Origin of the sequence: Rathayibacter sp. VKM Ac-2856, assembly GCF_013205055.1 — a bacterium.
GTDB lineage: Bacteria > Actinomycetota > Actinomycetes > Actinomycetales > Microbacteriaceae > Rathayibacter.
Map to the genome: position 1 here is coordinate 161,792 of NZ_JABMLF010000002.1, position 24,702 is coordinate 186,493.

Consider the following 24,702-nt stretch of genomic DNA (forward strand, 5'->3'; position numbering starts at 1 on the left):
GGTTCAGCACTCGACCTCGGCCGCCACCGACTCCGGCCGTCAGCGACGTCAGCCGTCAGCGACGTCGGCCGTCACCGACCCCGGTCGAGCGTCAGGGCTGGTCGAGCGGAGCGTGCCGGTCGGCGATCGTGCGCACCGCGCGGGTGAGCTGCGGGTCCTCGCCGCGGGCGAGCCCGGCGTACTCGATCGTCACGCCCCCGTCCGCCCCCGTCGTGGCCTTCACCCAGACGCGCCGGCGCGGCACGAACAGCGAGGTGAGCAGCCCCGCGAGCACGAGGATCGCGAAGAGCAGCACCCAGCCCTGGGTCGCGTCGTGGTGGATGTCGAACGAGGCGAAGCGCTTGACGCTGTCCGTCCCGACGACGGACGGGTCCGCTCCGACGTTCTCGAACGTCACGGTGCCGAGCCCGTCGGGCAGGTCGGCGGACTCGCCCGGCTTCAGGGTGATCGATCCGACGCCGGTGTCGCCGCCGGTGAGCCGGGTGAGCGAGTCGGTGTCGAGCACGTAGACCGAGGTCGGCACTCCGCCGTCGAGGCCGAGGTCGCCCGCGAACACGTTCAGTGAGAGCACCGGGTACTGCAGGTCCGGGAAGATCGACGTCGAGGCGCCCGTGGCCAGCTCGTCCTGCGTCGGGTAGAAGAAGCCGGTGAGCCCGACCTGCTCCGCGAGGCCGTCCGTCACCTTGACGACGCCCACCGAGGTGAGGTTCGCGTCCTGCGGGAGGAACGGCACGGAGTCCGTGAAGATGGCCGTCCCGGAGGGGTCGCGCACCGTGATCGTCGGCGCGTAGCCGTTGCCGAGCAGGTAGACGTTGGTGCCGCCGACCGAGAGCGGGTCGTTGACCTTGATCGTCTCGTCGGAGGAGTCGCCGTCGCGCTGCGTGGTCGTCACGTGGGCGGTGAAGTCGACGGGCTGGCCGAGCGCCTGCTGGTTCTGCTCCTCGTACTGCACGTCGAGCGAGTCGAGGGTGAGCTGGTACGGGTCCAGCTGGCCGCTGTCGAAGAAGCGGCCCGGGTTGAAGGAGTCGTAGCCCGCGAGGTTGTTCGCGAAGCCCTGCGAGCCCTCGACCAGCACGCGCTGGCCGCTGTAGCCGAAGCCGCCGCCGATGCCCACGGCGACGAGGATGCCGACGAGGGCCGAGTGGAAGACCAGGTTGCCGGTCTCGCGGAGGTAGCCGCGCTCGGCGGACACGCTCGACCAGCGGCCGCGCGGGTCGTCGTGGCGCTCGACGCGGTAGCCCGCCCGGCGCAGCACGGCGTGCGCGGAGGCGACCGCCTCCTCCTCGCTAGCGCCGTCGACCTCGCGGACGGTGTAGCCCGCCAGCCGCTGCAGGCGCGCGGGGGTGCGCGGCGGGCGCGAGCGCATCGCCTCGAAGTGGTGCTTCGTCCGCGGGATGATGCAGCCGATCAGCGAGACGAACAGCAGCAGGTAGATGCTCGAGAACCAGACCGACGTGTAGGTGTCGAAGGCCTGGACCTTGTCGAGCAGCGGCGCCAGGTCGGGGTTGTCGACGAAGTACTGCGTGACGCCGTTGGGGTCGGAGGAGCGCTGCGGCACCAGCGAGCCCGGGACCGCCGCGATCGCGAGCAGCAGCAGCAGGAACAGCGCCGTGCGCATGCTGGTCAGCTGGCGCCACATCCAGCGGATCCAGCCGGTGAACCCCAGGGTCGGCTGCGTGATCGACCCGTCGGAGTCGAAGTGGTCGGCGGGGCGGAAGGACGCGTCCGCCTTCTGCTGCGTCGCGTCGGCGCCCGCCGAGGCGTCGGTGCTCGAGCCGGGCTCGGTGCTCGAGCCGGACTCAGAGCGCGGGCCGGACTCAGAGCGCGGGCCGGAAGCCATTGATCACCTCGAAGAGTGCTCCGTAGACGAGGGTGTTCCAGAGGCCGGTGACCATCAGGACTCCGATCAGGACGAGTGCGACGCCGCCCGCGATGTTGATGACGCGGATGTGGCGCTTCACGAACGCGAGGGTGGTGGTGACCCAGCTGAAGCCGAACGCCACCAGGAGGAAGGGGATGCCGAGCCCGAGGCAGTAGACGACCGTGAGCAGCGCGCCCCGCCAGGGCGAGCCGGCGCCGTAGCTCAGGGCGAGGATCGAGGTCAGCGTCGGGCCGAGGCAGGGGGTCCAGCCGACGCCGAAGACGATGCCGAGCAGCGGAGCGCCGATCAGCCCGGTCGCGGGGCGGAAGCCCGGGCGGAGGGTGCGCTGCAGGAAGGAGAGCTGGCCGATGAAGACGAGCCCCATCGCGATGACGAAGACGCCGAGGACGCGGGTGATCACGTCGCCGTAGGCCCGCAGCCAGTAGCCGATCGAGCCGGCCGCGACTCCGAAGAGCACGAACACCAGCGAGAAGCCGAGCACGAACAGCAGCACGCCCAGCACGACCCGGCGGCGGCCGCGGGCCGCGCGCTCGTCGGCGTCGGTGAAGCCGCCCACGTAGGCCAGGTAGCCGGGCACGAGCGGGAGCACGCACGGGGACGCGAACGAGACGAGCCCGGCCAGCAGCGCGATCGGCACCGCGAGGAGGAGCTGGCCGCTGATGACGACCTCGCTCACCGCGCTACTCCGACTCCGCGAGCGCGTCGCCCACGAGCGTCGAGAGGATCGACGCCTCCTGCAGCTGGCCGAGGATCCGCGAGGCGACGCGGCCCTCCCTGTCGAGCACGATCGTGGTGGGCACGGCGTTCGGCGGGACCTCGCCGGTGAAGGCGAGCTGCACCGAGGAGTCGGTGTCGACGATCGAGGGGTAGGTGATGCCGTAGTCGGCCGCAAAGGAGGCGGCGGTCGGAGCCTGGTCGCGCACGTTGACGCCGACGAAGGCGACGTCCTGGCCCTCGAACTCGCTGTTGACGGCCTGGAGGTCGGCGGCCTCGGCGCGGCACGGCGCGCAGCTGGCGTACCAGAAGTTGACCACGACGACGCGGCCGGCGAGGTCGGCGGAGTCGACCGTCTCGCCGTTCTCGTCGGTGCCGGTGAAGACGATCGGGTCGTCCCGCTTCTCGGCCTGGATCTCGGTGATCGTCCCGTCGCCCGAGATGAAGCCGTCGTTGGTGCCCTGCCGGTAGCGCTCGGCCAGCGGGTCGCGGGTGCAGCCGGTCAGCGCGAGGGCGGCGACGAGCACGAGGGCGCCGAGCGCGCGGGTGCGGCGCATCAGACCGCTCCGACGTCGGTCGCGAGGCCCTGCAGCCCGGCCGCCGGGTCGGAGTAGCCGACCTCGACGAAGCGGTCGCCCCGGCGCTCGAAGGTGGTGATGCTCGACAGCGCGCAGCGGCGCTTGCGCGGGTCGTGGAAGAGCTTCTCCCCCGCGATCGCGCGGTGGGTGGTCCAGATCGGCAGCTGGTGGCTGACCAGCGCGACGTCGCCGGAGGCCGTGCTCTGCCAGGCGGACTCGAGCGCGGCGTACATCCGCGCCGAGATGGAGAGGTACGGCTCGCCCCAGCTGGGCTCGAAGGGGTTGCGGAGCAGCGGCCAGCTGCGCGGGTCCTTGAGCGCCGAGTCGCGGGCGCCGACGCGCTTGCCCTCGAAGCGGTTGGTCGGCTCGATCAGCCGCTCGTCGGTCGTGATCTCGAGCTCGAACGCCTGCGAGATCGGCTGGGCCGACTCCTGGGTGCGCTGGAGCGGCGACGCGAGGAGGGCCGTGACGGAGCGGCGGCGCTCGAGCAGGTCGTCGGCGGCGGCGCGCGCCATCCGGTGCCCCAGGTCCGAAAGCCGGAAGTTCGGGAGTCGCCCGTAGAGGACCCGGTCGGGGTTGAACACCTCGCCGTGCCGCACGAGATGGATCTGATCGGCAACCACGAGCGTCAAGTGTACGGAACGCCGCGTGGAGGAACGGTGGGAATAGGGACGCCCGATCCGCACCTCCGCCGCGTCTGCTGAGGGACCGCTCAGCGCCGCGCGCTCACCGCCGCGGAGAGCCGGCGCACCAGCGAGCCGGGCAGGTGGCGGACCACCGTGATCGGCACGCCGAAGCGCCACGAGGGGATCGAGACGACCGAGCCGCGCGCCACGTCGCGGAGGAACTCCTCGACGACCGCGTCCGCGTCCAGCCAGAGGAAGGAGGGGATCGAGCCGGTGTCCATCGCCGCGCGCTCGTGGAACTCGGTGCGCACCCAGCCCGGGCAGAGCGCCGCGGCCCGCACGCCGCTGCCGCGCAGCTCGACCGCCAGCGACTGGGTGAAGGCCGTCGCCCACGCCTTGATCGCCGAGTACGGCCCGAGGTGCACGAAGCCGGCGACGCTCGACACGGTGAGGATCGCGCCGCGCCCTCGGCCGACCATCACCTGCGCGGCCGCTCCGGAGAGCACGGAGACGGCGCGGACCATCACCTCGAACGCCTCGTCCTGCGCCGCGACGTCGGGCTCGGCGAAGCTGCCGTCGATCCCGAAGCCGGCGTTGTTGACGAGCACGCGGACGGGGCGCTGGGGGTCGACGAGCCTCGTCCGGACCCGCTCGACGTCGTCGCGATCGGAGAGGTCGGCGGGCAGCACCTCCACCTGGCCGGCGCCGAGCGCGCGGAACGCGGCGGCCGCCTCCTCGAGCCGTGCCCGGTCGCGGGCGACGAGGACCAGGTCGAAGCCGCGGCGGGCGAAGGCGCGCGCGAAGGCGGCGCCGATGCCGGTGGACGCTCCGGTGATCAGTGCGGTGCTCATGCGGGCGACGCTACCGCGCCGCGGACCGCCGACCGGCCGGCGTCTCGGGCCGGTGCTCGCTCCCCACCGTCAGCCGGCCGTCCCGCATCGTCGCGACCCGGTCCAGCCGCGGGAGGTGCGCCTCCTCGTGGGTCACCAGGAGGGTCGCCGTCCCGCGCTCGCGGGTCAGGCGGACGATCAGATCGATGATCGCCGTGCCGCGCTCGGTGTCCAGAGCGCTCGTCGGCTCGTCGACCAGGAGCACCGACGGCGCGTTCATCAGGGCGCGGGCGATGTTCACCCGCTGCCGCTGACCGCCGGAGAGCTGGGCCGGGCGGGCGTGGGCGCGCTCGGAGAGGCCGACCTCCGCGAGCAGCTCGTCCGCCCGCGCCGAGGCCGAGGTCCGCCGCCGGTCGCCGAGCCGGTCCATCACGAGCAGCTGCTCACGGGCCGTCAGCGCGGGCAGCAGGTTGGCCTGCTGGAAGACGATGCCGATCCGCGAGCGGCGCAGCCGGGCCGCCCCCGCCCGGGACAGGCGCGAGACGTCGTCGCCGTCGATCAGAATGCGGCCGGAGTCCGGGCGGATCAGGGTCGCCGCCACGGCGAGCAGGCTGGACTTGCCGGAGCCGCTCGGGCCGGTCAGCCCGGTGACGGTGCCCGGTGGGCAGTCGAGGTCCGCCCGGTCGACCGCGGTGAGGCGCGAGCCCCCGTCGTCGAAGGTGAGGGTGACGTCCAGCAGTTCGATCATCGTGCGCTCCCGAGTGCGGTGAGGGGGTCGGTGGAGACGACGGCGCGCAGTGCCGCGGCGGCGCCGAGCAGTCCCAGCGCGATCATCAGGGCGGCCGGGACCAGCGTGGTCAGGGGGCTGAGCAGGAACGGCAGGGCCGAGCCGGCGAGGGCGCCGAGCCCGATCACTGCGAGCAGCCCGGCGCCCGTCCCCGCGATCAGCACGACGAGGGCCTGGCCGAGGGCGTCGCGCAGCAGCGAGGGGGTCGACGCTCCGAGGGCCTTGAGCACGGCGATGTCGCCGGAGCGCTGCATCGTCCAGACCGTGAAGAACGCGCCGACGACCAGCGCGGCGATCCCGAAGAGCATCGCGACCATCATCAGCAGCGAGCCGATCTCGGACCGGAACGAGCCGATCGCGGTGAGTGCCGCGAGCGGGGCGCGGGAGACCGTGCCGGTCGCCGCCTCCCCCGCTGCCCAGTCCGGCGAGCCGCGCACCGCGAGGACGGTCGCGTCGGCCGACGTGCCGAGCGACGCCGCGAGGGCCTGCCAGGCGGCGAGGGGCAGGCGGACCACGGGCGTGTGGCTGTACCAGTCGTCCCCGCCGATCGAGGAGACGGTCGCGCACGTGCCCGCGATGCTCACGGTGTCCCCGACTCCCACGCCGAGCGCGCGGGCCGCCGGAGCCGAGAGCGCGATGCCGCCGGGGTCGGCCGGCGCCCCGAGCGCCGCGTCGACGCCGAGGGCGGCGACCGCGACGCGCGCTCCGCCCGCCTCGGCCCGGGCCTGCAGCACGCCGAGCGGCTCGACGGACACGACACCGGGGAGCGCCGCCCACTGCTCCTCCTGCTGGGCGGTGACCGCCGAGTCCGCGAACGAGGGCGCGTCCGCACCGGCGGAGAAGACGAGGCGGTCGGCGGGGACGCCGAGCACGGCCGAGACGTTCTGCAGGGCCAGCCCGCCCGTGAGGCCGGAGAGGAACCCCACCAGGAGGGTGAGCAGCGCGACCACCGCGCCGATGAGCAGGAACCGGCCGCGTGCGGAACGCAGCTCACGCCAGGCGACGAACACGAGGACCTCCAGGGAGTCGGTGCCGCGGGATCGACGGCCCCTCCAGCGTGGAAGAGGGGACGGATCCGGCGCATCGTGCGATCGAGCGGGACCGCCGCCCGCTGTTCGACGGACGACCGCCTCCACCTTTCGCACGATGACAGCCGCCCCCGGCAGTGCGTAGCGTTCCCTCGTGCCGCACACCCCGCTCGCCCCCGTCCTGACGGGACTGCGCGCCGGTCTGCACCTCCTCGTCGGCGGCCTGCTCGCCCTGGTCGTCGTGCGCGCGCTCGTCGAGCCCGGTCCGCGCACGCCGGCGGTGCTCGCGCTCTGCCTCGTGCTGCTCGCCGCCTACCTGGCCGGGCCGCGCTGGACCGCGCGCTCGCCGAGGCGCGGGATGCTCTGGCTCGCGGGAGTGACCCTCGCGTGGGCCGCACTCGTCCTGCTCGAGCCGGACGCCGCCTACCTCGCGTTCCCCCTCTTCTTCCTGGCGATGCACGTGCTGCCGCCCCGGGCGTCGATCGTCGCGGTGCTCGGCCTCACCGGCATCGCCGTCGCCGCACTCGGCAGGGACGGCCGCTGGAGCATCGGCGGAGTCGTCGGGCCCGTGATCGCGGCCGGCATCGCGATCCTGATCGGTCTCGCGGCGCGGGCGCTCGCCCGCGAGGCGCGGGAGCGGGAGGAGCTGCTCGCCGAGCTGCTCGCGACGCGGGACCGGCTCGGAGCGAGCGAGCGCGCCGCGGCCGTCGCCGAGGAGCGCGCACGCCTGGCGCGCGAGATCCACGACACCGTCGCGCAGGGCCTGTCGAGCATCCAGATGCTGCTGCACGCGGCCGAGCGCGCCGACCCGGGGCGGCCGGGCATCGAGCACGTCCGGCTCGCCCGGGAGACGGCCGCGGCCGACCTCGACGAGACGCGCCGCTTCATCCGCGAGCTCTCGCCGCCCGCCCTCGACAGCGAGAGCATCGACGCGGCGCTGCGGCGCCTGGCCGGCACGCACTGGGAGCGCTCGGGAGTCGTCGTGTCGGTGGAGGCGGAGGACGGCCGCGGCCTGCCGATGCAGACCCAGACCGCGCTCCTCCGGCTCGCCCAGGGCGCGGTCGCGAACGCGCTGCAGCACTCAGGAGCGAGCACGGTCTCGGTGACCCTGCGGAGTGACGGCGGCACGGCCCGCCTCACGGTCGCGGACGACGGAACCGGATTCGACGCCGGCTCGGTCGCCCTCTCCACGCGGCCGGACTCCTTCGGACTGCGCGCGATGCGCGAGCGCGCCGAGCAGCTCGGCGGCCGGCTGGACGTCGACTCGTCGCCGACCGGCACGACCGTCCGCGCCGAGCTCCCCGCGGGAGGCACCCCGTGATCCGCATCCTCCTCGTCGACGACCACCCGATCGTCCGCGCGGGGCTGCGGGCGCTGATCGCCGCGGAGGACGGGCTCAGCGTGGTCGGCGAGGCCGGCTCGCCCGCCCAGGCGCTGACGGAGGCCGCCCGGCTGCGACCGGACGTGGTGCTGATGGACCTGCGCTTCGGCGCCGACCGCGACACCGGCGTCGACGCGACGCGGGCGCTGCGGTCCTCGGCGGATCCGCCCTCCGTCCTCGTCCTCACGACCTACGACACCGATGCGGACATCCTGGGCGCGGTCGAGGCGGGCGCGAGCGGCTACCTGCTCAAGGACGCGCCGCCGGAGGACCTGCTCGCCGCGATCCGAGCGGCCGCGGCCGGCGAGAGCGCGCTCGCCCCCGCCGTCGCCGCGCGGCTGCTCGAGCGCCTCCGCTCGCCGGCCGCACGGCTCAGCGCGCGCGAGACCGAGGTGCTCGCCCTCGTCGGCCAGGGCCTCAGCAACACCGAGGTCGCTGCGCGGCTGTTCGTGACGGAGACCACCGTGAAGTCGCACCTCGCGCACGTGTTCGCGAAGCTCGGCGTCACCTCCCGCACCGCCGCCGTCTCGGCTGCGCGCCGCTCGGGCGTCCTGCGCTGACGCGGGGCCGGGCGCCGTCGGACCGCCGGAGCGGGCCCCCGAGTAGACTCCCCTACCGTGACCGACGAGACCCGCCTCCCCCGAACCACCGTCAGCAAGCTCGCCGCGCTCGAGGACGGGCCGGTGCGCGTCGCCGGCTGGGTCGAGACCGTGCGCGACCAGAAGAAGGTCCAGTTCGTCGTGCTCCGCGACGAGTCCGGCGCCGTGCAGCTGGTGAACCCGGCCGTGCGCGAGGCCGTCGAGGGCGATGACGCCTCCGCCGCGAAGCTCGCGATCACCGAGGCGATCTCCGGACTCGCTCAGGGCTCCTTCATCAGCGTGACCGGTCAGCTGAAGCACGACGAGCGCGTGAAGCTCGGCGGCCTCGAGGTCAAGCTCGAGACGCTCGAGATCGTCAGCGCGTCGATCCCCGAGGCGCCCATCGCGCCCGACTCCGGCATCGACAAGCGGATGGACTGGCGCTTCCTCGACCTGCGCCGCCCCGAGCAGAACCTGATCGCCCGCGTGCAGACCACCTTCGAGCACGCGCTGCGCACGTACTGGATCGAGCACGACTTCATCGAGATCCACACGCCGAAGCTGATGGCGAGCGCCTCGGAGTCGCGCGCCGAGCTCTTCGAGGTCGAGTACTTCGAGACCAAGGCCTACCTCGCGCAGAGCCCGCAGTTCTTCAAGCAGATGGCGCAGCCGGCCGGCTTCGGGAAGGTCTTCGAGGTCGGGCCCGCGTTCCGCGCCGACCCGAGCTTCACCTCGCGGCACGCCACGGAGTTCACCAGCGTCGACGCCGAGATCTCGTGGATCGACTCGCACGAGGACGTCATGTCGATGCACGAGCAGCTGCTCGTCGCCGGCCTCACCGCGGTCGTCGAGAAGCACGGCGAGGCGATCCAGGCGCTCTTCGGCATCGAGCTGCGCGTGCCGACCACGCCGTTCCCGCGCATCCCGCTCGCGGAGGCCAAGCGGATCGTCGCCGAGCGCGGCTACGAGGTGCCGCGCGCCGACGACGACATGGACCCAGAGGGCGAGCGCCGCATCGCGGCCTACGTGCAGGAGGAGTTCGGCCACGACTTCGTCTTCCTGACCGACTACGCCTCGAGCATCCGGCCGTTCTACCACATGCGCCGCGAGGGCGACGCGGCCATCACCAACAGCTACGACCTCATCTACAACGGCGTCGAGATCTCGACCGGAGCGCAGCGCGAGCACCGCGTCGACGTCCTCGTCGAGCAGGCGCGCGAGAAGGGCCTGGAGCCGGAGGAGCTCGAGTTCTACCTCGACTTCTTCCGCTACGGCGTCCCCCCGCACGGCGGCTTCGGCATGGGCCTCTCCCGCGTCATCATGCTGATGCTCGGCCAGGCCAACCTGCGCGAGGTCACCTACCTCTTCCGCGGCCCGACGCGCCTGCTCCCGTAGGCGGCGGGGTCTCGATACGCCGCTTCGCGGCTACTCGACCAGCATGGGGCGACCATGTTGATCGAGTAGCCCTCGCAGAGGGCGTATCGAGATCCACCGTCGTTCGATGGGTGGGTCTCGATACGCCGCTGCGCGGCTACTCGACCAGCATGGAGATACGCCGCTGCGCGGCTGCTCGACCACCACGGATGAGAGCCGGCGTCCGCTCCACCACGGCGGCGCGGCACCGGAGCCCGGCCGGAGTGCCGTGTCCGGCGCCTACGGCGCGGGCAGGATCACCAGGTCGAGGTAGTCCGTCAGGCACGCGACCATGTCGACCGCGTCGTGCTCCAGCAGCCACTGCAGCTGGATGCCGTCCCAGAGCGCGATGATCGACGCCGCGACCCGGTCCGGGTCCGCGCCCTCGCGCAGCCTGCCCTCGGCGCGCAGCTCGCGCAGCTGGTCCGCGTACTCGCTGCGCAGCCGCTGGAAGCGCCGGGCGAAGAACTCGCGGCCCGGGTGCTCGTCGGTGGTCGACTCGCCGCAGAGCACCGCGTAGAGCTCGATCACGCCGGGCGCGGTCTCGTTGTAGCGGGTCTGGCGGACGATCCCCTCGACGAGCCCCTCGTCCGGATCGACGGGCGTCGAGCCGTCGCCGGTGATCCGGTCGCGGTGCTGCAGCACGGCCAGCAGCAGGTCGGTCTTCGACGGGAAGTAGTGCAGCAGGCTCGTCTGGCTGAGTCCGACCCGGTCGGCGACGTCCTGGAGCGAGCCGCGCGCGTAGCCGCGGGCGGCGAAGACCGCGTGCGCCGCCTCGATGATCGTGCGCCGGCGTTCGGCCGACTTCGCGTAGGGGCCGCGGCGGGCGCTGCGGGTGGGCGTCGCCTCCGTCATCAACCGCTCCTCGCCATCGGGGTGTGCCGACTCCACAGCCGGACGATCGTCCAGAATAGCGCGCGCTCGGGCCCTTCCCGGGGTCCCGCCTCCCAATTTCGAGTACCCACTCGAAAATCGTGGTAGCGTCCGATCACCCGGGCGACTGGCCCCGGACTCCACCACGATGAAGTGAGGGAAACATGCACCCGTTCACACGGCGACAGCTGCTCGCCGCGGGCCTGGGCACCGCGGCACTGGGCGGTCTGACCGCCTGCGCGACGCCCGGCACCGTCTCGGTCAACGCCGGCGCGGCCATCCCGGCCGCCACCGGCCCGATCCGGCTCCAGTACTGGGCCTGGCTGAAGGACCTGCAGAAGGTCTGCGACGTCTGGAACGCCTCGCACCCCGAGGTCCAGGTCGACGCGGTCTGGATCCCCGGCGGCAACGCCGGCGGCTACCAGAAGCTCTACTCGGCCCTCGCGGCCGGCGGCGGCCCCGACATCGGCCAGGTCGAGATGCGCTCGCTCCCCGAGTTCCTCCTCGTGAACGGGCTCGTCGACCTCAACCGCTACGGCGCCGCGGACTACGCGGACCTCTACGACCCCACGCTCTGGGGCCAGGTCAGCTACACCGGCGGCGTCTACGGGATCCCGCAGGACAGCGGCCCGATGGCGATGTTCTACCAGCCGGAGATCTTCGACAGCGTCGGCGCAGAGACGCCGACCACCTGGGACGACTGGGCCGCGGTCGCGACCGAGCTGCGCGGCGTCGACTCCTACATCGACTGCTTCCCCCTCGCCGACGCCTCGGTCTTCGCCGCCTTCGCGACGCAGGCCGGCGCGCAGTGGCTGAAGGCGGAGGAGGACGGCTGGGTCATCGACATGACCGACGAGGCGACGACGAAGGTCGCCTCCTTCTTCGACTCCGCGATCGACCAGGACCTCGTCGAGGTCGGCTACGGCGCCTACTCCCCCGCGTGGTTCGCAGCCGCCGCGAACGGCGGCATCGCCTCCTGCACCACGGCGAGCTGGGGCGACGCCCTGATCGAGGGCGTCAGCGGCGGCGCCGGCAAGTGGCGCGCCGCACCGATGCCGGTCTGGGAGGGCGCGGGCTACGGCTCCAGCTTCCTCGGCGGCTCGACGGCCGCGGTCTTCGCCAACAGCAGGCACCCGAAGGAGGCGCTCGAGTTCGCGGTGTGGATGACCACGTCGCAGGAGGGCATCGACGCGATGATCGCGAACAGCGGCATCGGCTGGTCCCCGGCGGTCGGCGAGATCGGCTCGGTCCGCAAGGGCCCGAGCGAGTTCTTCAGCGGGCAGAACTACAACGAGGACGTCTTCGTCCCCGCCGCGACGGAGCAGAACCCGGACTGGTCCTGGTGGCCGGTCACCCAGCAGTCGTTCAACATCCTCAGCGACGGGTTCCGCAGGAAGGCGTCCGGGACCACGCTCGTGGACGCCGTCGCGCAGGCGGAGCAGCAGATCATCACGGTCTTCCAGAACAAGGGCCTCAGCATCAGGAAGGCCTCCGCATGACCACCACGACCTCCCCCGCCGCCGCCGCGGTCGCGGCCACGTCGAAGGCGCCCGGCGCCTCGAAGCGGAGCAGCGCGGTCACCCGCGCCCCGTGGATCCTGCTCGCGCCGTTCCTGGCGCTCTTCGTCCTCACCTTCATCATCCCGATCGTCGTCGCCATCGGCTCGAGCTTCACGAAGGTCACCCGCTCGGGTCTCTTCGGCGAGGCCGGCGTCACCAGCGGCTTCGCGGGCTTCGACAACTACGCCCAGGCGCTGGCCGACGGCAACTTCATCGCCTCGATCGGCCGGATGTTCCTCTTCGGCATCGTGCAGGTGCCGATCATGATCGCGCTGTGCACGGTGCTCGCGCTGATGCTCGAGTCGGCCTCCGCGCGCTTCCCGGGCTTCTTCCGCGCCGCCTACTTCCTGCCCTACGGAGTGCCGGGCGTCATCGCCACGATCCTCTGGTCGTTCCTCTACGTGCCCGGGCTCAGCCCGATCATCGACGCGGCGAACGTGGTCGGCCTCGACCCCGACTTCCTCGGCGCGAACTCGGTGCTCTGGTCGATCGCGAACATCTCGCTGTGGAGCTACACCGGCTACAACATGCTGATCATCGTCGCTCAGCTGAAGTCGATCCCGGTCGAGCTCTACGAGGCCGCGAAGGTCGACGGCGCCTCCACCTGGCGGGTCGCGCGGAGCATCCAGCTCCCGCTCATCCGCCCGGCCCTCGTGCTCACGACGATCTTCTCGATCATCGGCACGCTCCAGCTCTTCGCCGAGGCGCAGGTGCTGAAGACGGTCGCGCCCGCGATCGACAGCCAGTACACGCCGAACCTCAGCGCGTACACCACCGCCTTCGCCTACAACGACTACAACGTCGCCGCCGCGCAGGCCGTGCTGATCGCGCTGGTCGCGTTCGCCCTCTCCTTCACGTTCCTCTCGATCTCGAACAGGAAGTCCTCATGAGCACGACGGAGCGCGCCACCGCCGATGCGCCCACGACCACCGGCATCGTCACCGCCGACCGCCCGGTGCGGGCCGGCCGCGGCCCCGACCGCTCGGCCGGGCGCAACCGCGCCTCGACGATCATCGTCACCGCGATCCTCGTCGTCGTCGCGATCTACTTCCTGATCCCGGTCTACTGGGTCGTCGTCGCCGCCACGAAGACCACGGGCGACCTCTTCGCCACCTACGGCTTCTGGTTCGCGCCGACCTTCGCGCTCTGGGACAACCTCGGCCAGGTGCTGACCTACGACGGCGGCATCTTCGTCAGATGGTTCCTCAACTCGGTGCTCTACGCCGGCGTCGGCGCCCTCCTCGCGACCTATCTCGCGGCCGCGGGCGGCTACGCGCTGGCCAAGTACGAGTTCAGGGGCAGCAAGCTCGTCTTCGGCACGATCCTCGCGGGCGTCCTCGTCCCCGGGACCGCCACCGCCCTCCCGCTGTTCCTGCTCTTCAGCCAGATGGGCATCGCGAACACCTACTGGAGCGTGCTGATCCCCTCGCTGGTCTCGCCGTTCGGCCTGTTCCTCTGCCGGATCTACGCGCAGGCGACGGTCGACACCGCGATCATCGAGGCGGCCAGGATCGACGGCGCCGGCGAGCTGCGGATCTTCCACACCCTCGGGCTGCGGATCCTCACGCCGGCGCTGGTCACGGTGTTCCTCTTCCAGCTGGTCGGGATCTGGAACAACTACTTCCTGCCGCTCGTGATGCTCTCGGACACCGAGCTCTTCCCGATCACCCTCGGCCTGAACAACTGGCTCAGCCAGGTGGACCGGCTGCCCGAGTTCTACGAGCTCACGACCGGCGGCGTCCTGCTGTCGATCATCCCGCTCGCCATCGCCATGATCGTGCTGCAGCGCTTCTGGCGCGGCGGCCTGACCGAAGGATCCGTGAAGTGACCCTCGCCCCGACGTCCTCCCACTACCTCGCCGACACCGGCCCCGGCTCCGGCCGGCGCCGCGCCGCCCGCTCGTGGCTGCACTCCGACGCCCCGACGCTCCCGCTCGACGGGGACTGGCGCTTCCGCCTGCTCCCCGCCGCACCGGGGACGCCCGGCGGCGCCGACGCGCTGCCCGAGGGCGAGGGGGTGGACGACGTCGGGGCCGAGTCCTTCGACGACTCGGGCTGGGACCTCCTGCCCGTCCCGTCGCACTGGGTCCTCCAGGGCGACGGGCGCTACGGGCTCCCCGCCTACACCAACGTGCAGTTCCCCTTCCCGACCGAGCCCCCGTTCGTCCCGGACGAGAACCCGACCGGCGACCACCGCCGCACCTTCGAGCTCCCGGAGTCGTTCGCCGGCGCCGAGGCGGTCGTGCTCCGCTTCGACGGGGTCGAGTCGCGCTACCGCGTCTGGGTCAACGGCGTCGAGATCGGCATCGGCTCCGGCAGCCGCCTCGCGCAGGAGTTCGACGTCACCGAGGTCGTGCGGCCCGGCGAGAACCTCGTCGTCGTCCGCGTGCACCAGTGGTCGGCGGCGAGCTACGTCGAGGACCAGGACCAGTGGTGGCTGCCGGGCATCTTCCGCTCGGTGCACCTGATCGCCCGCCCGGTCGGCGGCGTCGAGGACGTCTTCGTGCGCACCTCCTTCGCCGCGGGCGCGGGCCGGATCGAGACCGAGCTGACGGCCGGCGACGCGGCCTTCCCGGTCACGCTGCGGGTCCCCGAGCTCGGGATCGAGACGGTCTGGGCGAGCGCCGGCGACGTCGCTCCGATCGAGGTCCCGGCCGTCGAGCCGTGGTCGGCGGAGGCGCCCCGCCTCTACGACGCCGAGGTCGCCTCCTCGGGCGAGACCGTCTCGCTCCGCCTGGGCTTCCGCACCGTCGAGATCCGCGGCGACCGCTTCCTCGTCAACGGCGAGCGCGTCGTCCTCCACGGCGTCAACCGCCACGAGACGCACCCCGACCGCGGCCGGGCCTTCGACGAGGAGTTCGCCCGCGCGGACCTCGCGATGATGAAGCGGTTCAACGTCAACGCGATCCGCACCAGCCACTACCCGCCGCACCCGCGCCTGCTCGACCTCGCCGACGAGCTCGGCTTCTGGGTGATCCTCGAGTGCGATCTCGAGACCCACGGCTTCGAGCGCTACGGCTGGGTCGGCAACCCCAGCGACGACCCGGCCTGGCGCGAGGCGTACCTCGACCGGATCGAGCGCACGGTCGAGCGCGACAAGAACCACCCGAGCATCGTGATCTGGTCGCTCGGCAACGAGGCCGGCACGGGCGCCAACCTCGCCGCGATGGCGGCGTGGGTGCACGGCCGCGACCCGGAGCGCCCCGTCCACTACGAGGGCGACTACACCGGCGCCTACACCGACCTCTACTCGCGCATGTACTCGTCGATCCCCGAGACCGAGCAGATCGGCCGCGACGACTCGCGCACGCCGCTGCTCGGCTGCACGGCCGGGGAGTCGGCGCGGCAGCGCTCGAAGCCGTTCCTGCTCTGCGAGTACGTGCACGCGATGGGCAACGGCCCCGGGGCGATCGACCAGTACGAGGACCTCGTCGACCGCTACCCGCGGCTGCACGGCGGCTTCGTCTGGGAGTGGCGCGACCACGGTCTGCGCGCGAGGACGCCGGAGGGAGTCGAGTACTACGCGTACGGCGGCGACTTCGGCGAGGTCGTCCACGACGGCAACTTCGTGATGGACGGCATGGTGCTCTCCGACGGCACGCCGAGCCCCGGGCTGTTCGAGTGGAAGCAGATCGTCGCGCCGGTCCGCGTCACGGTCGAGCAGGACGGCGTGCTGGTCGAGAACCGGCGGCACGACGCGTCCACCGCCGATCTGCGCTTCGCCTGGCGCGTCGAGCTCGACGGCCGGGTCACCGCGGAGGGCGTGCTCGAGGCCCCCGCGATCGCGGCGGGCGACTCCGCACGCCTGGCCCTGCCCGTCGTCGACGTCCCCACCGGCGGCGAGGCGTGGCTCACCGTCGACGCGGTGCTCGCCGCGGCCGCGGTCTGGGCGGAGGAGGGGCACGTGATCTCGACCGGTCAGCGCCGCCTCTCCGCCCCCGCCGCTCTCCCGGCCTGGGCGCGGTCGCCCCGCGGCGGCGCGTCCGCCGAGGGCGGGACGCTGGGGCTCGCGAGCTTCCGCGGCGGGCGCCTCACCGCACTGGCCGGACTGGCCGTCGACGGTCCGCGCGCCGAGCTCTGGCGCGCTCCGACCGACAACGACGAGGGCGACGGCTTCCCCGCATACACCGACGGCGATCCGCGGACCGGCAACGGCAACGGCGTGCCCGCGCCGTCCTCCGCGTCGCGCTGGCGCGAGGCGGGCCTGGACCGGCTCGTCGGCCGCGTGGAGGCGGTCGACACCTCGGCGGGCGTCCACCGGCGCACCCGCTGGTCGGCCGCCGACCTCGACGCGGCGCTCCTCGTCGACGAGCGCTGGAGCACCGACGGCGACGCGGTCGTCCTGCGCGTCGACCTGGTGCCGACGCGCGGCTGGGGATCGGTCTGGCCGCGACTCGGCATCCGGCTCGACCTCCCGGCCTCGGTCGACGGAGCCGAGTGGTTCGGCACCGGCCCGCGGGAGTCGTACCCGGACAGCCTGCGCGCGGCGCGGGTGGGCCGCTTCTCGGCCGGGATCGACGAGCTGAAGACGGAGTACGCGCGCCCGCAGGAGAACGGGCACCGCAGCGCCGTCCGCGAGCTGATCCTGAGCGAGGGCGGAGCCGCGCGGCTGCGCATCGAGGCGGCGCCGGACCTGCACGGCCGGCTCCCCGGCTTCACGCTCGCGCGCCACACCGCGCACGAGCTGACGGCGGCGGGCCACCCGCACGAGCTGCCCGCCTCGACCCGGTCGGTGCTGACGATCGACGCCGCCCAGCACGGCCTCGGCTCGCGCGCCTGCGGCCCGGACGTCTGGCCCGACTTCCAGCTGCGCCCCGAGGCCCGCACCATCCTGCTGCGCTTCACGGCCGCCGGCTGACGCGGGGCGGGTCTCGATACGCCCTGCGGGCTGCTCGACAGACAAGGGGCGGCGAGCGCCGCGCTCCGCCCACGCAGATCGAGCGGCGGGGCGCCCACGCTGATCGGACAGCCCGCGCAGCGGGTCCCCCATGCTGATCGAGTAGCCCGCATAGCGGGCGTATCGAGATCCACCCTCCGACCACATCGGGTCTCGATACGCCCTGCGGGCTACTCGACCAGCATGGGGGGCGGTGAGCGCCGCACTCCTCTCACGCCGCCCGCGCGGAGGGCGCATCGAGATCCGCGCGTGTCCGCTAGCGGACATGTCCGCAAGCGGCGCTTGCGGCGCACCGGTCCGGGTCCGGACACTGGGTCCTGCCTGGTCGGCGCAGAACGACCACTCGGGGTGACCCGAACCCTCCCCGAGTGGTCGGGACCCTCCTGGCACCCGCCTCGCGAAGGCCCGGATCCGGACCCGCGCCGCTAGTCGGCAGCCGGCCCGCCCGGGACCGCGCGGCCCCCCTCCGCTGACCAGGCAGCCCCCAGCGCGAACAGCGTCGACGCTCCGTAGTGCTCCATCGCCGCCGAGATCCGGCGCCGGCCGGTGCGCGGGTTGATCCCGAGCCGGTGCGACGCCGTCTCGAGGGTGACCCCGGTCCGCATCAGGCGCAGGAGCGGGGTCCAGCTCTGCTCGGCCGAGTCGACCGGCATCGCCTGCCGCCACAGCTCCTCGAAATACGCGCTGACCAGCCCGGCGAGCGCCTCGTGCCGCAGCCCGAGCACGCTCGTCGGGCGCGTCTCGCCCCACTCGAACGGCACGGCGAGGTACTCGCCGTCCACCCAGAACCAGCTCGGCATCGTCTCGAGCAGCCGGTACTCGACGCCGGCCTTCTGGTACGCCTCGATCCGAGCGAGCACCCGCGGGTCGCGCACGCTGTCGGCCGGGATGATCACGCGCACGCTGTCCTTGGCCGCGAGCGCCTCGCCGAACCGCACCGCGCGCTCGGTCGGCGGATCGAGGAAGCGCTGGACGTCCGGGAGCGCGGCGACGAGCGTGCCCGAGTCGCTGCGGACCAGGTCGAACCAGAGGTCCTCCGACGCGTGCGGGCCGTGGCGCAGCAGCGTCGGGACGAGGTCCTCCGACGCGGCGCCGACCGTCCAGGCCCCGAGCAGGGACGGCAGCTCGGCGACGAGCCGCTCGATGCCGTCGAGCGCCTCCGTGGTGGCGCGGCGAGCGGCGACGGTGTGCTGCGCGACCGTCTTCGCCGCCCAGTCGACGGGAGGCACGTAGCCGATCTCGTCGCCCTCGCCGGAGAGGAGGCCCACGCTGCGGAGGCGGTCGACCGCGATGCGGAGGTCCGCCGGCTCCTGGTGGGTGAGCTCGGCCGCCGCCGCGATCGTCCGCGGACGCCCGCGGTGCAGCGCGGCGATCAGGCTGTCGTCGCGCATCGCTCCCCCGCGGCGATCCGCAGGCTCCGGCGGTCGCCCCGCCGGAGCGGGAGCGCCGCCGCCGAGGTCGTCACTGCTCCGTGGTGTGCGGGAGCGGTCCGCCGATGAGCAGGTCGTCGTTCTCGCGACGACGGCGCAGGACGACGGCCGTCACGAGCCCGGCGATGAGCAGGGCGACGAGCACGCCCGCGCCGATGGTCAGGCCGACCCCGGCGGAGAGGCCGCCGGTGCTCTCGGTGGCCGTCGGGACGGTGCCCGCCTTGGCCGAGGTGATGGCGATGCCGCAGACCTGCGCGGCGTCGGGCGCCGTCGTGGTGGCGCCCTCCGCGGGGTAGGCGACGGTGACCGCGGCGGTGCGCTTGCTGATCGAGCCGACCGCGACGACGCAGTAGACCTCTGCCGTGGGCTCCGCGACGATCGCCTCGCCGAGGTCGAGGTCGGACCAGCCGAGCGCATCGACGCGGACCGAGAGGTCACCGGCGGCGAGGTCGGCGCGGACGCCGGCGGTCGTGTAGGCGCCGACCGTGACGCTCTCGACCGGGCCGAAGCCCCAGACCGCGCCGCGCGGCATGGCCGCCTCGGCGCTCGTGGCCTCGCGCGGCTCGACGAGGATGCCGGGAGCGGAGGACGCGGTCAGCCCGAACGTCGAGGTCGCGGACGAGCCGCGGTCGCCGGTGATGGCGACGGTGTACGTGCCGATGGAGAGGAGCGCGGCGGTCGGCACGGTGGCCGATCCGGTGCTGCCCGACTCGCCGTCCTGGCGGTTCTCGACCGTCAGCGGCGTCTCCGTGCCGGAGGGCGCGCGGAGCGTCGCGGTGGCGTTCTCCTCGCGCTGGAACCCGGCGTAGGCGACGCCCACCCCGTAGAAGCGGGCGAGGTCGACGGTCAGCGAGCCGGGGTCGACGCCGGCGTCGCGGGTGAGGAACACCGAGACGGCGGGAGGAGCGCCGACGGTCTCGGTCCCGGGGACCGGAGCCGCGGCGGGGTCGGCGGCGGACGTCGAGAGGAGCGTGCGTCCGGGCGCGGAGGCGCGCGGCGCCGTCGTGCCCGCCTCGGTGGTCGGGGTGCCGCCGGTCCTGCCGCCGCCACCGCCGCCACCCGTCGAGCCTGTTCCGCCGCCGCCGTTACCCGTTGAGCCGGAGCCTGTGCCCGTGCCGGTTCCCGTAGAAGGGCTGCCACCGCCGCCGGAAGCGGGAGCACCCGCTCCAGAGCTCGGCGCGGGGTCGGAGGTCGTAGGAGATCCGCTGCCGGAACCGGGCTGCGTGCCAGGCGAGGGCTCGTCCGTCTCGGGCGAATCGGTGGGCGGATCGACGACAACAGGCGGATCGACGACGACAGGCGGGTCAACGACGACGGGGGGATCGACGACGACAGGCGGGTCAACGACGACAGGCGGATCGACGACGACAGGCGGATCGACGACGACAGGCGGATCGACGACGACAGGCGGATCGACGACGACAGGCGGATCGACGGGCGGAGGGGTGTCGGTCGACCCTGAGCCGATGGGCTCCGCCGGCGCCGGTTCGGCAGCCGTCGGAGGTCCTTCGGGCAGGTTCTCGGCGTGGGCCGACGCGGGCAGCGCGAGCCCGGCGAGCAGCAGGGCCATCGCGAGCGCGGAGGCCGTGGAGCGGCGACGCTGCCGCAGCGGACGCTGTCGAGTCATGGAAGTTCCTCCCCCGCGAGACGCCGAACGCACCCCGAATGCGGGGAGCCAGCCTCCCCGTGAAGAGACTATGCGCGAACCAGGGCGGCCCGACCGCGCTCCAGTCCCCCATCCGAGGGCCCTTCTACAACATTCGCATCACGGCGCCTCCGCGCGGATGCACCGCGATCAGGCGCGCTGCAGCAGGGCGCGGCGCAGCCGCTCGGGGTCGACGCGCCAGTAGGTGTGCACGCGGCCGTCGATCAGGACGACCGGGATCTCCTCGACGAACTGCTCGTGCAGCTCCGCGTCCTCGAGGATCGACGCCTCCTCGAGCGACACGACGGGCGCCCCGGGCACGCCCTCGAGTCCGGCCAGGACCTGCTCGACGACGGTGCGCGCGTCGTCGCAGAGGTGGCAGCCGGGCTTGCCCACGAGAGTCAGCCGCACATCCACCCGCCCAGTGTAGACGCGGCCCCGGGAGCCGGACCGGCCCCGGAACGCAGACGAGCGCCCGACCCCGGAAGGGGCGGACGCTCGAAGGGGAAGAGGCGCGAGCCTACTTCTTGTTGCGACGCTGGTGACGAGTCTTGCGAAGCAGCTTGCGGTGCTTCTTCTTCGCCATACGCTTGCGACGCTTCTTGATGACAGAACCCACGAAGACCTCACAACGTTCAGGGGGTCGACCGCCCGACGGACGGCCGCTTACGAAAAACTGGCTCCCGCGAGCTTACACGACCCGGCCCCCTGCGAGAATCCGCGCCGACGCGCAACCCCTGGCGGCCGTCACGGCCTCACTTGCGGATCCTCAGCGCTTCCGCGACCTTCGTCGCTCCCTCGCTCACGCCGCGCTGGATGTCCTGCACCACCGTGCTGACCTGGTGGGTCCGCTCGGCGAGCGCCCGCCCGAGCGACTCGGCCCGCGCGGCCGCGGCCGCGTCGAGCACCGCCGCTCCGCTCTCGGCCTCGTCGGCCGCCCCGAACGGCAGCAGCCAGTCCTCGACGGCGACGAGCGGCGCGTACTGCAGCGCGTAGATCCGGTGCTGCCCGCTCTCGCGGACGGTGACGAGCCCCGCCTCGCGCAGCACCTTCAGGTGCTTGGACACCGTCGGCTGGCTGAGCTCGAGCTTCGCGACGATCCGCGAGACGCTCATCCCGCCGGCGCCCGCGGCGCCCTCGACCCGCTGCTCGAGCAGGAGCGAGAGGATGTCGCGACGGGTGCCGTCCGCGATCACCGCGAAGATGTCAGCCATTGCTCCAGGGTAGTCAGCGCCCTCCCCGCGGGGCAGGGTGTCGCCCGTGCGTATGCCGCGGGGCGCATGACGTCCGGCGCCCGCGGTGGTCGTCCGACAGGCGGGTAGCATGGCCGCGATCGAGTGGAGGGCCCGCCGTGGTGGTTCGGCAGCAGTTCCGCAGCCCCGTGGGCGTCTCGCCGGCCTCGCCGTGGTCGAGCTTCGCCCGGGCTCGCGACCTCGTCGACGACTTCGCCGGCCGCTCGCCGTCGCGCTTCGCGATCATGATCTTCTCGGCGCTGATCCTCGTCTTCACCCTGCTCTTCTCGCTGCCGGTGTCGAGCACCACGGGCGAGGTCACCCCGCTGCACGACGCGTTCTTCACCGCGATGTCGGTCATCTGCGTCACCGGTCTCGCCACGGTCGACATGGCGACGCACTGGTCGGCCTTCGGCCACACGATCGTCTTCCTCGGCGTCAACATCGGCGCTCTCGGCGTGCTGACGCTGGCGTCGATCATGGGCCTGGCCATCTCGCGGCGGCTCGGCCTCCGCGCGAAGCTGATGGCCGCGAGCGACTCGAACCCGCTCCGCATCCACTCCGGCCCCGTCGCCGAGGGGCAGGCGGTGCGCCTCGGCGAGATCGGCGGACTCCTCGCGACGGTCGCGATCAGCGCCGCCGTGATCGAGATCGTGGTGGCCCTGCTCCTCTTCCCGCGGATGCTGATCGACGGCATCCCGATCGGCGAGGCGATCTGGCACTCCTTCTACTACTCCGCGATGGCCTTCACGAACACCGGCTTCGCCCCCAACGCCGCGGGCCTCACGCCGTTCGAGGACGACTACTGGTTCCTCGGGATCCTGATGGTCGGCGTCTTCCTCGGCTCGATCGGCTTCCCCGTCATCTACGCCTTCTCGCGCGGCTGGCGGCGCCCGCGCAAGTGGTCGGTGCACGTCAAGCTCACGCTGGTCACGTCGCTGATCCTGCTCGTCGCGGGCGCGGTGCTCTACATCGTGCTCGAGTTCGACAATCCGACGACCTTCGGCACCCTCGATGCGGGCGACACCGTCTTCCAGTCCTTCTTCCTGTCGACGATGACGCGCTCCGGCGGCTTCTCGACCATCTCGATCCCCGACCTCAACGGCTCCAGCCTGCTCGTCACCGACATGCTGATGTTCATCGGCGGCGGCTCGGCCTCGACGGCCGGCGGCATCAAGGTGACCACGCTGGCGATCCTCTTCCTCGCGGCCTTCGCCGAGGCGCGGGGCAACAACGACATGGAGGCGTTCGGCCGCCGGATCCCCAACGACGTGCTGCGCCTCGCGGTCTCGGTCGTGCTGTGGGGAGCGACGACCGTCGCCGTCTCCTCCGTCCTGATCCTGCACATCACCAAGGCGCCGCTCGACCACGTGCTCTTCGACGTGATCTCGGCGTTCGCGACCTCCGGGCTCTCCACCGGGCTCACCGCCGAGCTGCCGACCTCCGGCGTCTACGTGCTGGCGCTGACGATGTTCATGGGCCGCGTTGGTACCGTGACTCTCGCTGCCGCGCTCGCTGCGAGCCAGCGCAGGCAGTTGTTCAGACGACCGGAAGAGAGGCCCATCGTTGGTTGACCGCATCAGGTACGACGCCCCGGTGCTGGTGATCGGCCTCGGTCGCTTCGGTGCCGCCACGGCCGGCCAGCTCGACCGCCTCGACCGCGAGGTCCTCGCGATCGACGCCGACGCCGGCCTCGTGCAGAAGTGGTCGGAGCGGGTCACCCACGCCGTCCAGGCCGACGCCCGATCTCTCGACGCCCTCGCCCAGATCGGCGCGCAGGACTTCCAGGTCGCCGTCGTCGCCGTCGGCTCCTCGATCGAGGCATCGGTGCTGATCACCGCGAACCTCGTCGACCTCAAGATCCCGCAGATCTGGGCCAAGGCGATCTCCCGCTCGCACGGCAAGATCCTCGAGCGGATCGGCGCGAACCACGTGATCTACCCGGAGGCCGAGGCGGGCGAGCGCGTGGCGCACCTGGTCTCGGGCCGGATGCTCGACTTCATCGAGTTCGACGACGACTTCGTGCTGGCCAAGATGTACCCGCCGAAGCCCATCCGCGGCCTCACCCTCACCGAGTCGGGCGTGCGCCGGAAGCACCGCGTCACCGTCGTCGGCGTGAAGAGCCCGGGCAAGCCGTTCACCTACGCGACCGAGCAGACCGTGGTCTCGAACCACGACCTCATCGTCGTCAGCGGCACCCCCAGCGACATCGAGCGCTTCGCGGCCCTCGGCTCCTGACCCGCCTGCTCGCCCGCCCTCCCCTCGCCAGATGCCACTTATGAGCCCCCGACACGGCGTGTCGGGCTCATAAGTGGCATCTCGCGGCGGGGAGAAGGGGCGGGGGACGGGGACGGCGGGGTCAGGAGGCGGCGAGCTCTCGGGCTCGGGCCAGGGCCGCGTCGGTCGCGCGGGTGAAGAGGGCGGCGAGGTCCGCCTCCTGGAGCACGGCGATGGCGCGCTCGGTCGTGCCGTTCGGGCTGGTGACCCGGCGGCGCAGCTCGGCCGGGTCCTCCCCCGAGTGCACGAGCAGCTCGGCGGCGCCGCGGAAGGTCCCCGTCACCATGGTCGCGGCCTGCTCGGGCGTGAAGCCCTTCGCGAGCGCCGCGGCGGTCAGCTCCTCGACGAGGAGGAAGACGTAGGCCGGCCCCGAGCCCGAGATCGTCGACAGCGCGTCGAGCTGCGACTCCGGCACCTCCACGACCTCGCCGACGGTCTCGAAGAGCCGGCGCACCAGCGCCAGGTCGCCCTCGCTCGAGCGGGTGCCCGCGCTGAGACCGGTGACCGCGCGCCCCACCACGGCCGGGGTGTTCGGCATCGAGCGCAGCACGGCGACCGACGCGGGCAGGTGCGCCTCGAACGTCGCGACGGTCACGCCCGCGGCCACGCTCACCACGATCGTCCCGGGAGCGAGCGACCCGGCGATCTCGTCGAGCAGCGCGGGCACCATGTGCGGCTTCACCGCGACCAGCACGACGGCGGCGCCCTCGACGGCCCGTCGATTCGCGTCCGGGTCCTCGGCGGTCGCGAACGCGGTGACCACCGGGTGGCCGCTCCAGCGCGCGGCCTTCTCGGCGTCGCGGTTCGTCACGCGGACGCCGCCCTCCACCTCGACACCGGGAGCGAGCAGCCCGCTGAGGATCGCGCCTCCCATCGAGCCGAGCCCGAGGACGGCGATGGACGGGAGCTGCACGGGTGCGTCGGTCATCCGCCCATCGTACGAAAGCGCGGCCGGCGAGGACGCGGCCGATCC

Annotated in this window: 23 protein-coding genes; 9 read left to right on the forward strand and 14 right to left on the reverse strand. The window is 72.8% G+C overall.

Annotation, left to right across the window (positions count from 1 at the left end; translation table 11 throughout):
- Window positions 1-91: 91 nt before the first annotated feature.
- The 7 genes from HQQ82_RS07835 to HQQ82_RS07865 all read right to left on the reverse strand — a co-directional run bounded on the left by HQQ82_RS07835 (window position 92) and on the right by HQQ82_RS07865 (window position 6,427).
- Window positions 92-1,840, reverse strand: coding sequence for a cytochrome c biogenesis protein ResB (locus tag HQQ82_RS07835; RefSeq protein WP_173232496.1), 1,749 nt, complete (start codon window positions 1,838-1,840; stop codon window positions 92-94).
- Window positions 1,818-2,558: a cytochrome c biogenesis protein CcdA gene (locus tag HQQ82_RS07840; RefSeq protein WP_173232497.1), complete on the reverse strand. Its 741-nt coding sequence runs from the start codon at window positions 2,556-2,558 to the stop codon at window positions 1,818-1,820. Before HQQ82_RS07840 ends, HQQ82_RS07835 begins: the two co-directional genes overlap by 23 nt.
- Window positions 2,559-2,562: 4 nt before the next feature.
- Window positions 2,563-3,153, reverse strand: coding sequence for a TlpA disulfide reductase family protein (locus HQQ82_RS07845; RefSeq protein ID WP_173232498.1), 591 nt, complete (start codon window positions 3,151-3,153; stop codon window positions 2,563-2,565).
- A complete protein-coding gene (locus HQQ82_RS07850) occupies window positions 3,153-3,797 on the reverse strand; it encodes a histidine phosphatase family protein (RefSeq protein WP_173232499.1) in 645 nt (214 codons plus the stop codon). The genes HQQ82_RS07845 and HQQ82_RS07850 overlap by 1 nt, the downstream gene beginning before the upstream one ends.
- 89 nt (window positions 3,798-3,886) lie before the next feature.
- On the reverse strand, window positions 3,887-4,651 hold the full coding sequence (locus tag HQQ82_RS07855) for an SDR family oxidoreductase (RefSeq protein ID WP_173232500.1): 765 nt from the start codon (window positions 4,649-4,651) through the stop codon (window positions 3,887-3,889).
- Between the two features lie 10 nt (window positions 4,652-4,661).
- Window positions 4,662-5,378 (reverse strand): ABC transporter ATP-binding protein, encoded by a 717-nt coding sequence (locus HQQ82_RS07860; protein ID WP_173232501.1) that lies wholly within the window; start codon window positions 5,376-5,378, stop codon window positions 4,662-4,664.
- Window positions 5,375-6,427 carry an ABC transporter permease gene (locus HQQ82_RS07865; protein WP_173232502.1) on the reverse strand — a complete coding sequence of 351 codons (1,053 nt, stop codon included), beginning with the start codon at window positions 6,425-6,427 and terminating at the stop codon, window positions 5,375-5,377. The genes HQQ82_RS07860 and HQQ82_RS07865 overlap by 4 nt, the downstream gene beginning before the upstream one ends.
- Before the next feature lie 172 nt (window positions 6,428-6,599).
- On the opposite strand from HQQ82_RS07865, the gene HQQ82_RS07870 reads away from it, so the two are divergent.
- From HQQ82_RS07870 to aspS, 3 genes are read left to right on the forward strand one after another with little or no spacing between them, the layout of a single operon-like run.
- The gene (locus tag HQQ82_RS07870) at window positions 6,600-7,766 is read left to right on the forward strand and encodes a sensor histidine kinase (RefSeq protein WP_173232503.1); all 1,167 of its coding nucleotides are present in this window, start codon (window positions 6,600-6,602) and stop codon (window positions 7,764-7,766) included.
- Complete coding sequence (locus HQQ82_RS07875) at window positions 7,763-8,386, forward strand: response regulator transcription factor (protein WP_173232504.1); 624 nt, start codon at window positions 7,763-7,765, stop codon at window positions 8,384-8,386. Before HQQ82_RS07870 ends, HQQ82_RS07875 begins: the two co-directional genes overlap by 4 nt.
- A gap of 57 nt (window positions 8,387-8,443) precedes the next feature.
- Window positions 8,444-9,799 carry an aspartate--tRNA(Asn) ligase gene (gene aspS / locus HQQ82_RS07880; RefSeq protein WP_367947872.1) on the forward strand — a complete coding sequence of 452 codons (1,356 nt, stop codon included), beginning with the start codon at window positions 8,444-8,446 and terminating at the stop codon, window positions 9,797-9,799.
- Window positions 9,800-10,057: 258 nt separating this feature from the next.
- Here the strand turns inward: aspS and HQQ82_RS07885 are convergent, their stop codons facing one another.
- A complete protein-coding gene (locus tag HQQ82_RS07885; RefSeq protein WP_173232505.1) occupies window positions 10,058-10,672 on the reverse strand; it encodes a TetR/AcrR family transcriptional regulator in 615 nt (204 codons plus the stop codon).
- A gap of 182 nt (window positions 10,673-10,854) precedes the next feature.
- Between HQQ82_RS07885 and HQQ82_RS07890 the strand changes: the two genes are divergently transcribed.
- The 4 genes from HQQ82_RS07890 to HQQ82_RS07905 are packed head-to-tail and all read left to right on the forward strand — an operon-like array spanning window position 10,855 to window position 17,106.
- A complete protein-coding gene (locus HQQ82_RS07890) occupies window positions 10,855-12,189 on the forward strand; it encodes an ABC transporter substrate-binding protein (RefSeq protein ID WP_173232506.1) in 1,335 nt (444 codons plus the stop codon).
- Complete coding sequence (locus tag HQQ82_RS07895) at window positions 12,186-13,139, forward strand: carbohydrate ABC transporter permease (protein ID WP_173232507.1); 954 nt, start codon at window positions 12,186-12,188, stop codon at window positions 13,137-13,139. The genes HQQ82_RS07890 and HQQ82_RS07895 overlap by 4 nt, the downstream gene beginning before the upstream one ends.
- Window positions 13,136-14,077, forward strand: coding sequence for a carbohydrate ABC transporter permease (locus tag HQQ82_RS07900; RefSeq protein ID WP_173232508.1), 942 nt, complete (start codon window positions 13,136-13,138; stop codon window positions 14,075-14,077). The genes HQQ82_RS07895 and HQQ82_RS07900 overlap by 4 nt, the downstream gene beginning before the upstream one ends.
- Window positions 14,074-17,106, forward strand: a complete 3,033-nt coding sequence (locus tag HQQ82_RS07905; RefSeq protein WP_173232509.1) for a glycoside hydrolase family 2 TIM barrel-domain containing protein — start codon at window positions 14,074-14,076, stop codon at window positions 17,104-17,106. Before HQQ82_RS07900 ends, HQQ82_RS07905 begins: the two co-directional genes overlap by 4 nt.
- A gap of 464 nt (window positions 17,107-17,570) precedes the next feature.
- Here the strand turns inward: HQQ82_RS07905 and HQQ82_RS07910 are convergent, their stop codons facing one another.
- From HQQ82_RS07910 to HQQ82_RS07930, 5 genes are all read right to left on the reverse strand, one after another.
- A complete protein-coding gene (locus HQQ82_RS07910; RefSeq protein ID WP_173232510.1) occupies window positions 17,571-18,536 on the reverse strand; it encodes a hypothetical protein in 966 nt (321 codons plus the stop codon).
- A gap of 70 nt (window positions 18,537-18,606) precedes the next feature.
- Window positions 18,607-20,202: a hypothetical protein gene (locus HQQ82_RS07915; protein ID WP_173232511.1), complete on the reverse strand. Its 1,596-nt coding sequence runs from the start codon at window positions 20,200-20,202 to the stop codon at window positions 18,607-18,609.
- 168 nt (window positions 20,203-20,370) lie between these two features.
- Entirely contained in the window at window positions 20,371-20,637 is a 267-nt protein-coding gene (locus HQQ82_RS07920; protein WP_173232512.1) for a glutaredoxin family protein, read from the reverse strand.
- A 103-nt stretch (window positions 20,638-20,740) separates the two neighbouring features.
- On the reverse strand, window positions 20,741-20,839 hold the full coding sequence (locus HQQ82_RS07925; RefSeq protein WP_003792170.1) for an AURKAIP1/COX24 domain-containing protein: 99 nt from the start codon (window positions 20,837-20,839) through the stop codon (window positions 20,741-20,743).
- 136 nt (window positions 20,840-20,975) lie between these two features.
- Entirely contained in the window at window positions 20,976-21,434 is a 459-nt protein-coding gene (locus HQQ82_RS07930; protein ID WP_173232513.1) for a helix-turn-helix transcriptional regulator, read from the reverse strand.
- Window positions 21,435-21,694: 260 nt separating this feature from the next.
- Here HQQ82_RS07930 and HQQ82_RS07935 point away from each other — a divergent pair, with 260 nt between their 5' ends.
- Window positions 21,695-23,026 carry a TrkH family potassium uptake protein gene (locus tag HQQ82_RS07935; protein ID WP_367947910.1) on the forward strand — a complete coding sequence of 444 codons (1,332 nt, stop codon included), beginning with the start codon at window positions 21,695-21,697 and terminating at the stop codon, window positions 23,024-23,026.
- Window positions 23,019-23,690, forward strand: a complete 672-nt coding sequence (locus tag HQQ82_RS07940) for a TrkA family potassium uptake protein (protein WP_068255410.1) — start codon at window positions 23,019-23,021, stop codon at window positions 23,688-23,690. Before HQQ82_RS07935 ends, HQQ82_RS07940 begins: the two co-directional genes overlap by 8 nt.
- 121 nt (window positions 23,691-23,811) lie before the next feature.
- Here the strand turns inward: HQQ82_RS07940 and proC are convergent, their stop codons facing one another.
- Window positions 23,812-24,657, reverse strand: a complete 846-nt coding sequence (gene proC, locus HQQ82_RS07945; RefSeq protein ID WP_173232514.1) for a pyrroline-5-carboxylate reductase — start codon at window positions 24,655-24,657, stop codon at window positions 23,812-23,814.
- Between the last annotated feature and the right edge of the window lie 45 nt (window positions 24,658-24,702).

Bases quoted from the DNA above. Each gene is read 5' to 3' on its own strand.
- HQQ82_RS07835 (WP_173232496.1), bottom strand. From the start codon at position 1,840: ATGGCTTCCGGCCCGCGCTCTGAGTCCGGCCCGCGCTCTGAGTCCGGC.
- HQQ82_RS07845 (WP_173232498.1), bottom strand. From the start codon at position 3,153: ATGCGCCGCACCCGCGCGCTCGGCGCCCTCGTGCTCGTCGCCGCCCTC.
- HQQ82_RS07855 (WP_173232500.1), bottom strand. From the start codon at position 4,651: ATGAGCACCGCACTGATCACCGGAGCGTCCACCGGCATCGGCGCCGCC.
- HQQ82_RS07860 (WP_173232501.1), bottom strand. From the start codon at position 5,378: ATGATCGAACTGCTGGACGTCACCCTCACCTTCGACGACGGGGGCTCG.
- HQQ82_RS07885 (WP_173232505.1), bottom strand. From the start codon at position 10,672: ATGACGGAGGCGACGCCCACCCGCAGCGCCCGCCGCGGCCCCTACGCG.
- HQQ82_RS07890 (WP_173232506.1), top strand. From the start codon at position 10,855: ATGCACCCGTTCACACGGCGACAGCTGCTCGCCGCGGGCCTGGGCACC.
- HQQ82_RS07895 (WP_173232507.1), top strand. From the start codon at position 12,186: ATGACCACCACGACCTCCCCCGCCGCCGCCGCGGTCGCGGCCACGTCG.
- HQQ82_RS07900 (WP_173232508.1), top strand. From the start codon at position 13,136: ATGAGCACGACGGAGCGCGCCACCGCCGATGCGCCCACGACCACCGGC.
- HQQ82_RS07910 (WP_173232510.1), bottom strand. From the start codon at position 18,536: ATGCGCGACGACAGCCTGATCGCCGCGCTGCACCGCGGGCGTCCGCGG.
- HQQ82_RS07915 (WP_173232511.1), bottom strand. From the start codon at position 20,202: ATGACTCGACAGCGTCCGCTGCGGCAGCGTCGCCGCTCCACGGCCTCC.
- HQQ82_RS07930 (WP_173232513.1), bottom strand. From the start codon at position 21,434: ATGGCTGACATCTTCGCGGTGATCGCGGACGGCACCCGTCGCGACATC.
- proC (WP_173232514.1), bottom strand. From the start codon at position 24,657: ATGACCGACGCACCCGTGCAGCTCCCGTCCATCGCCGTCCTCGGGCTC.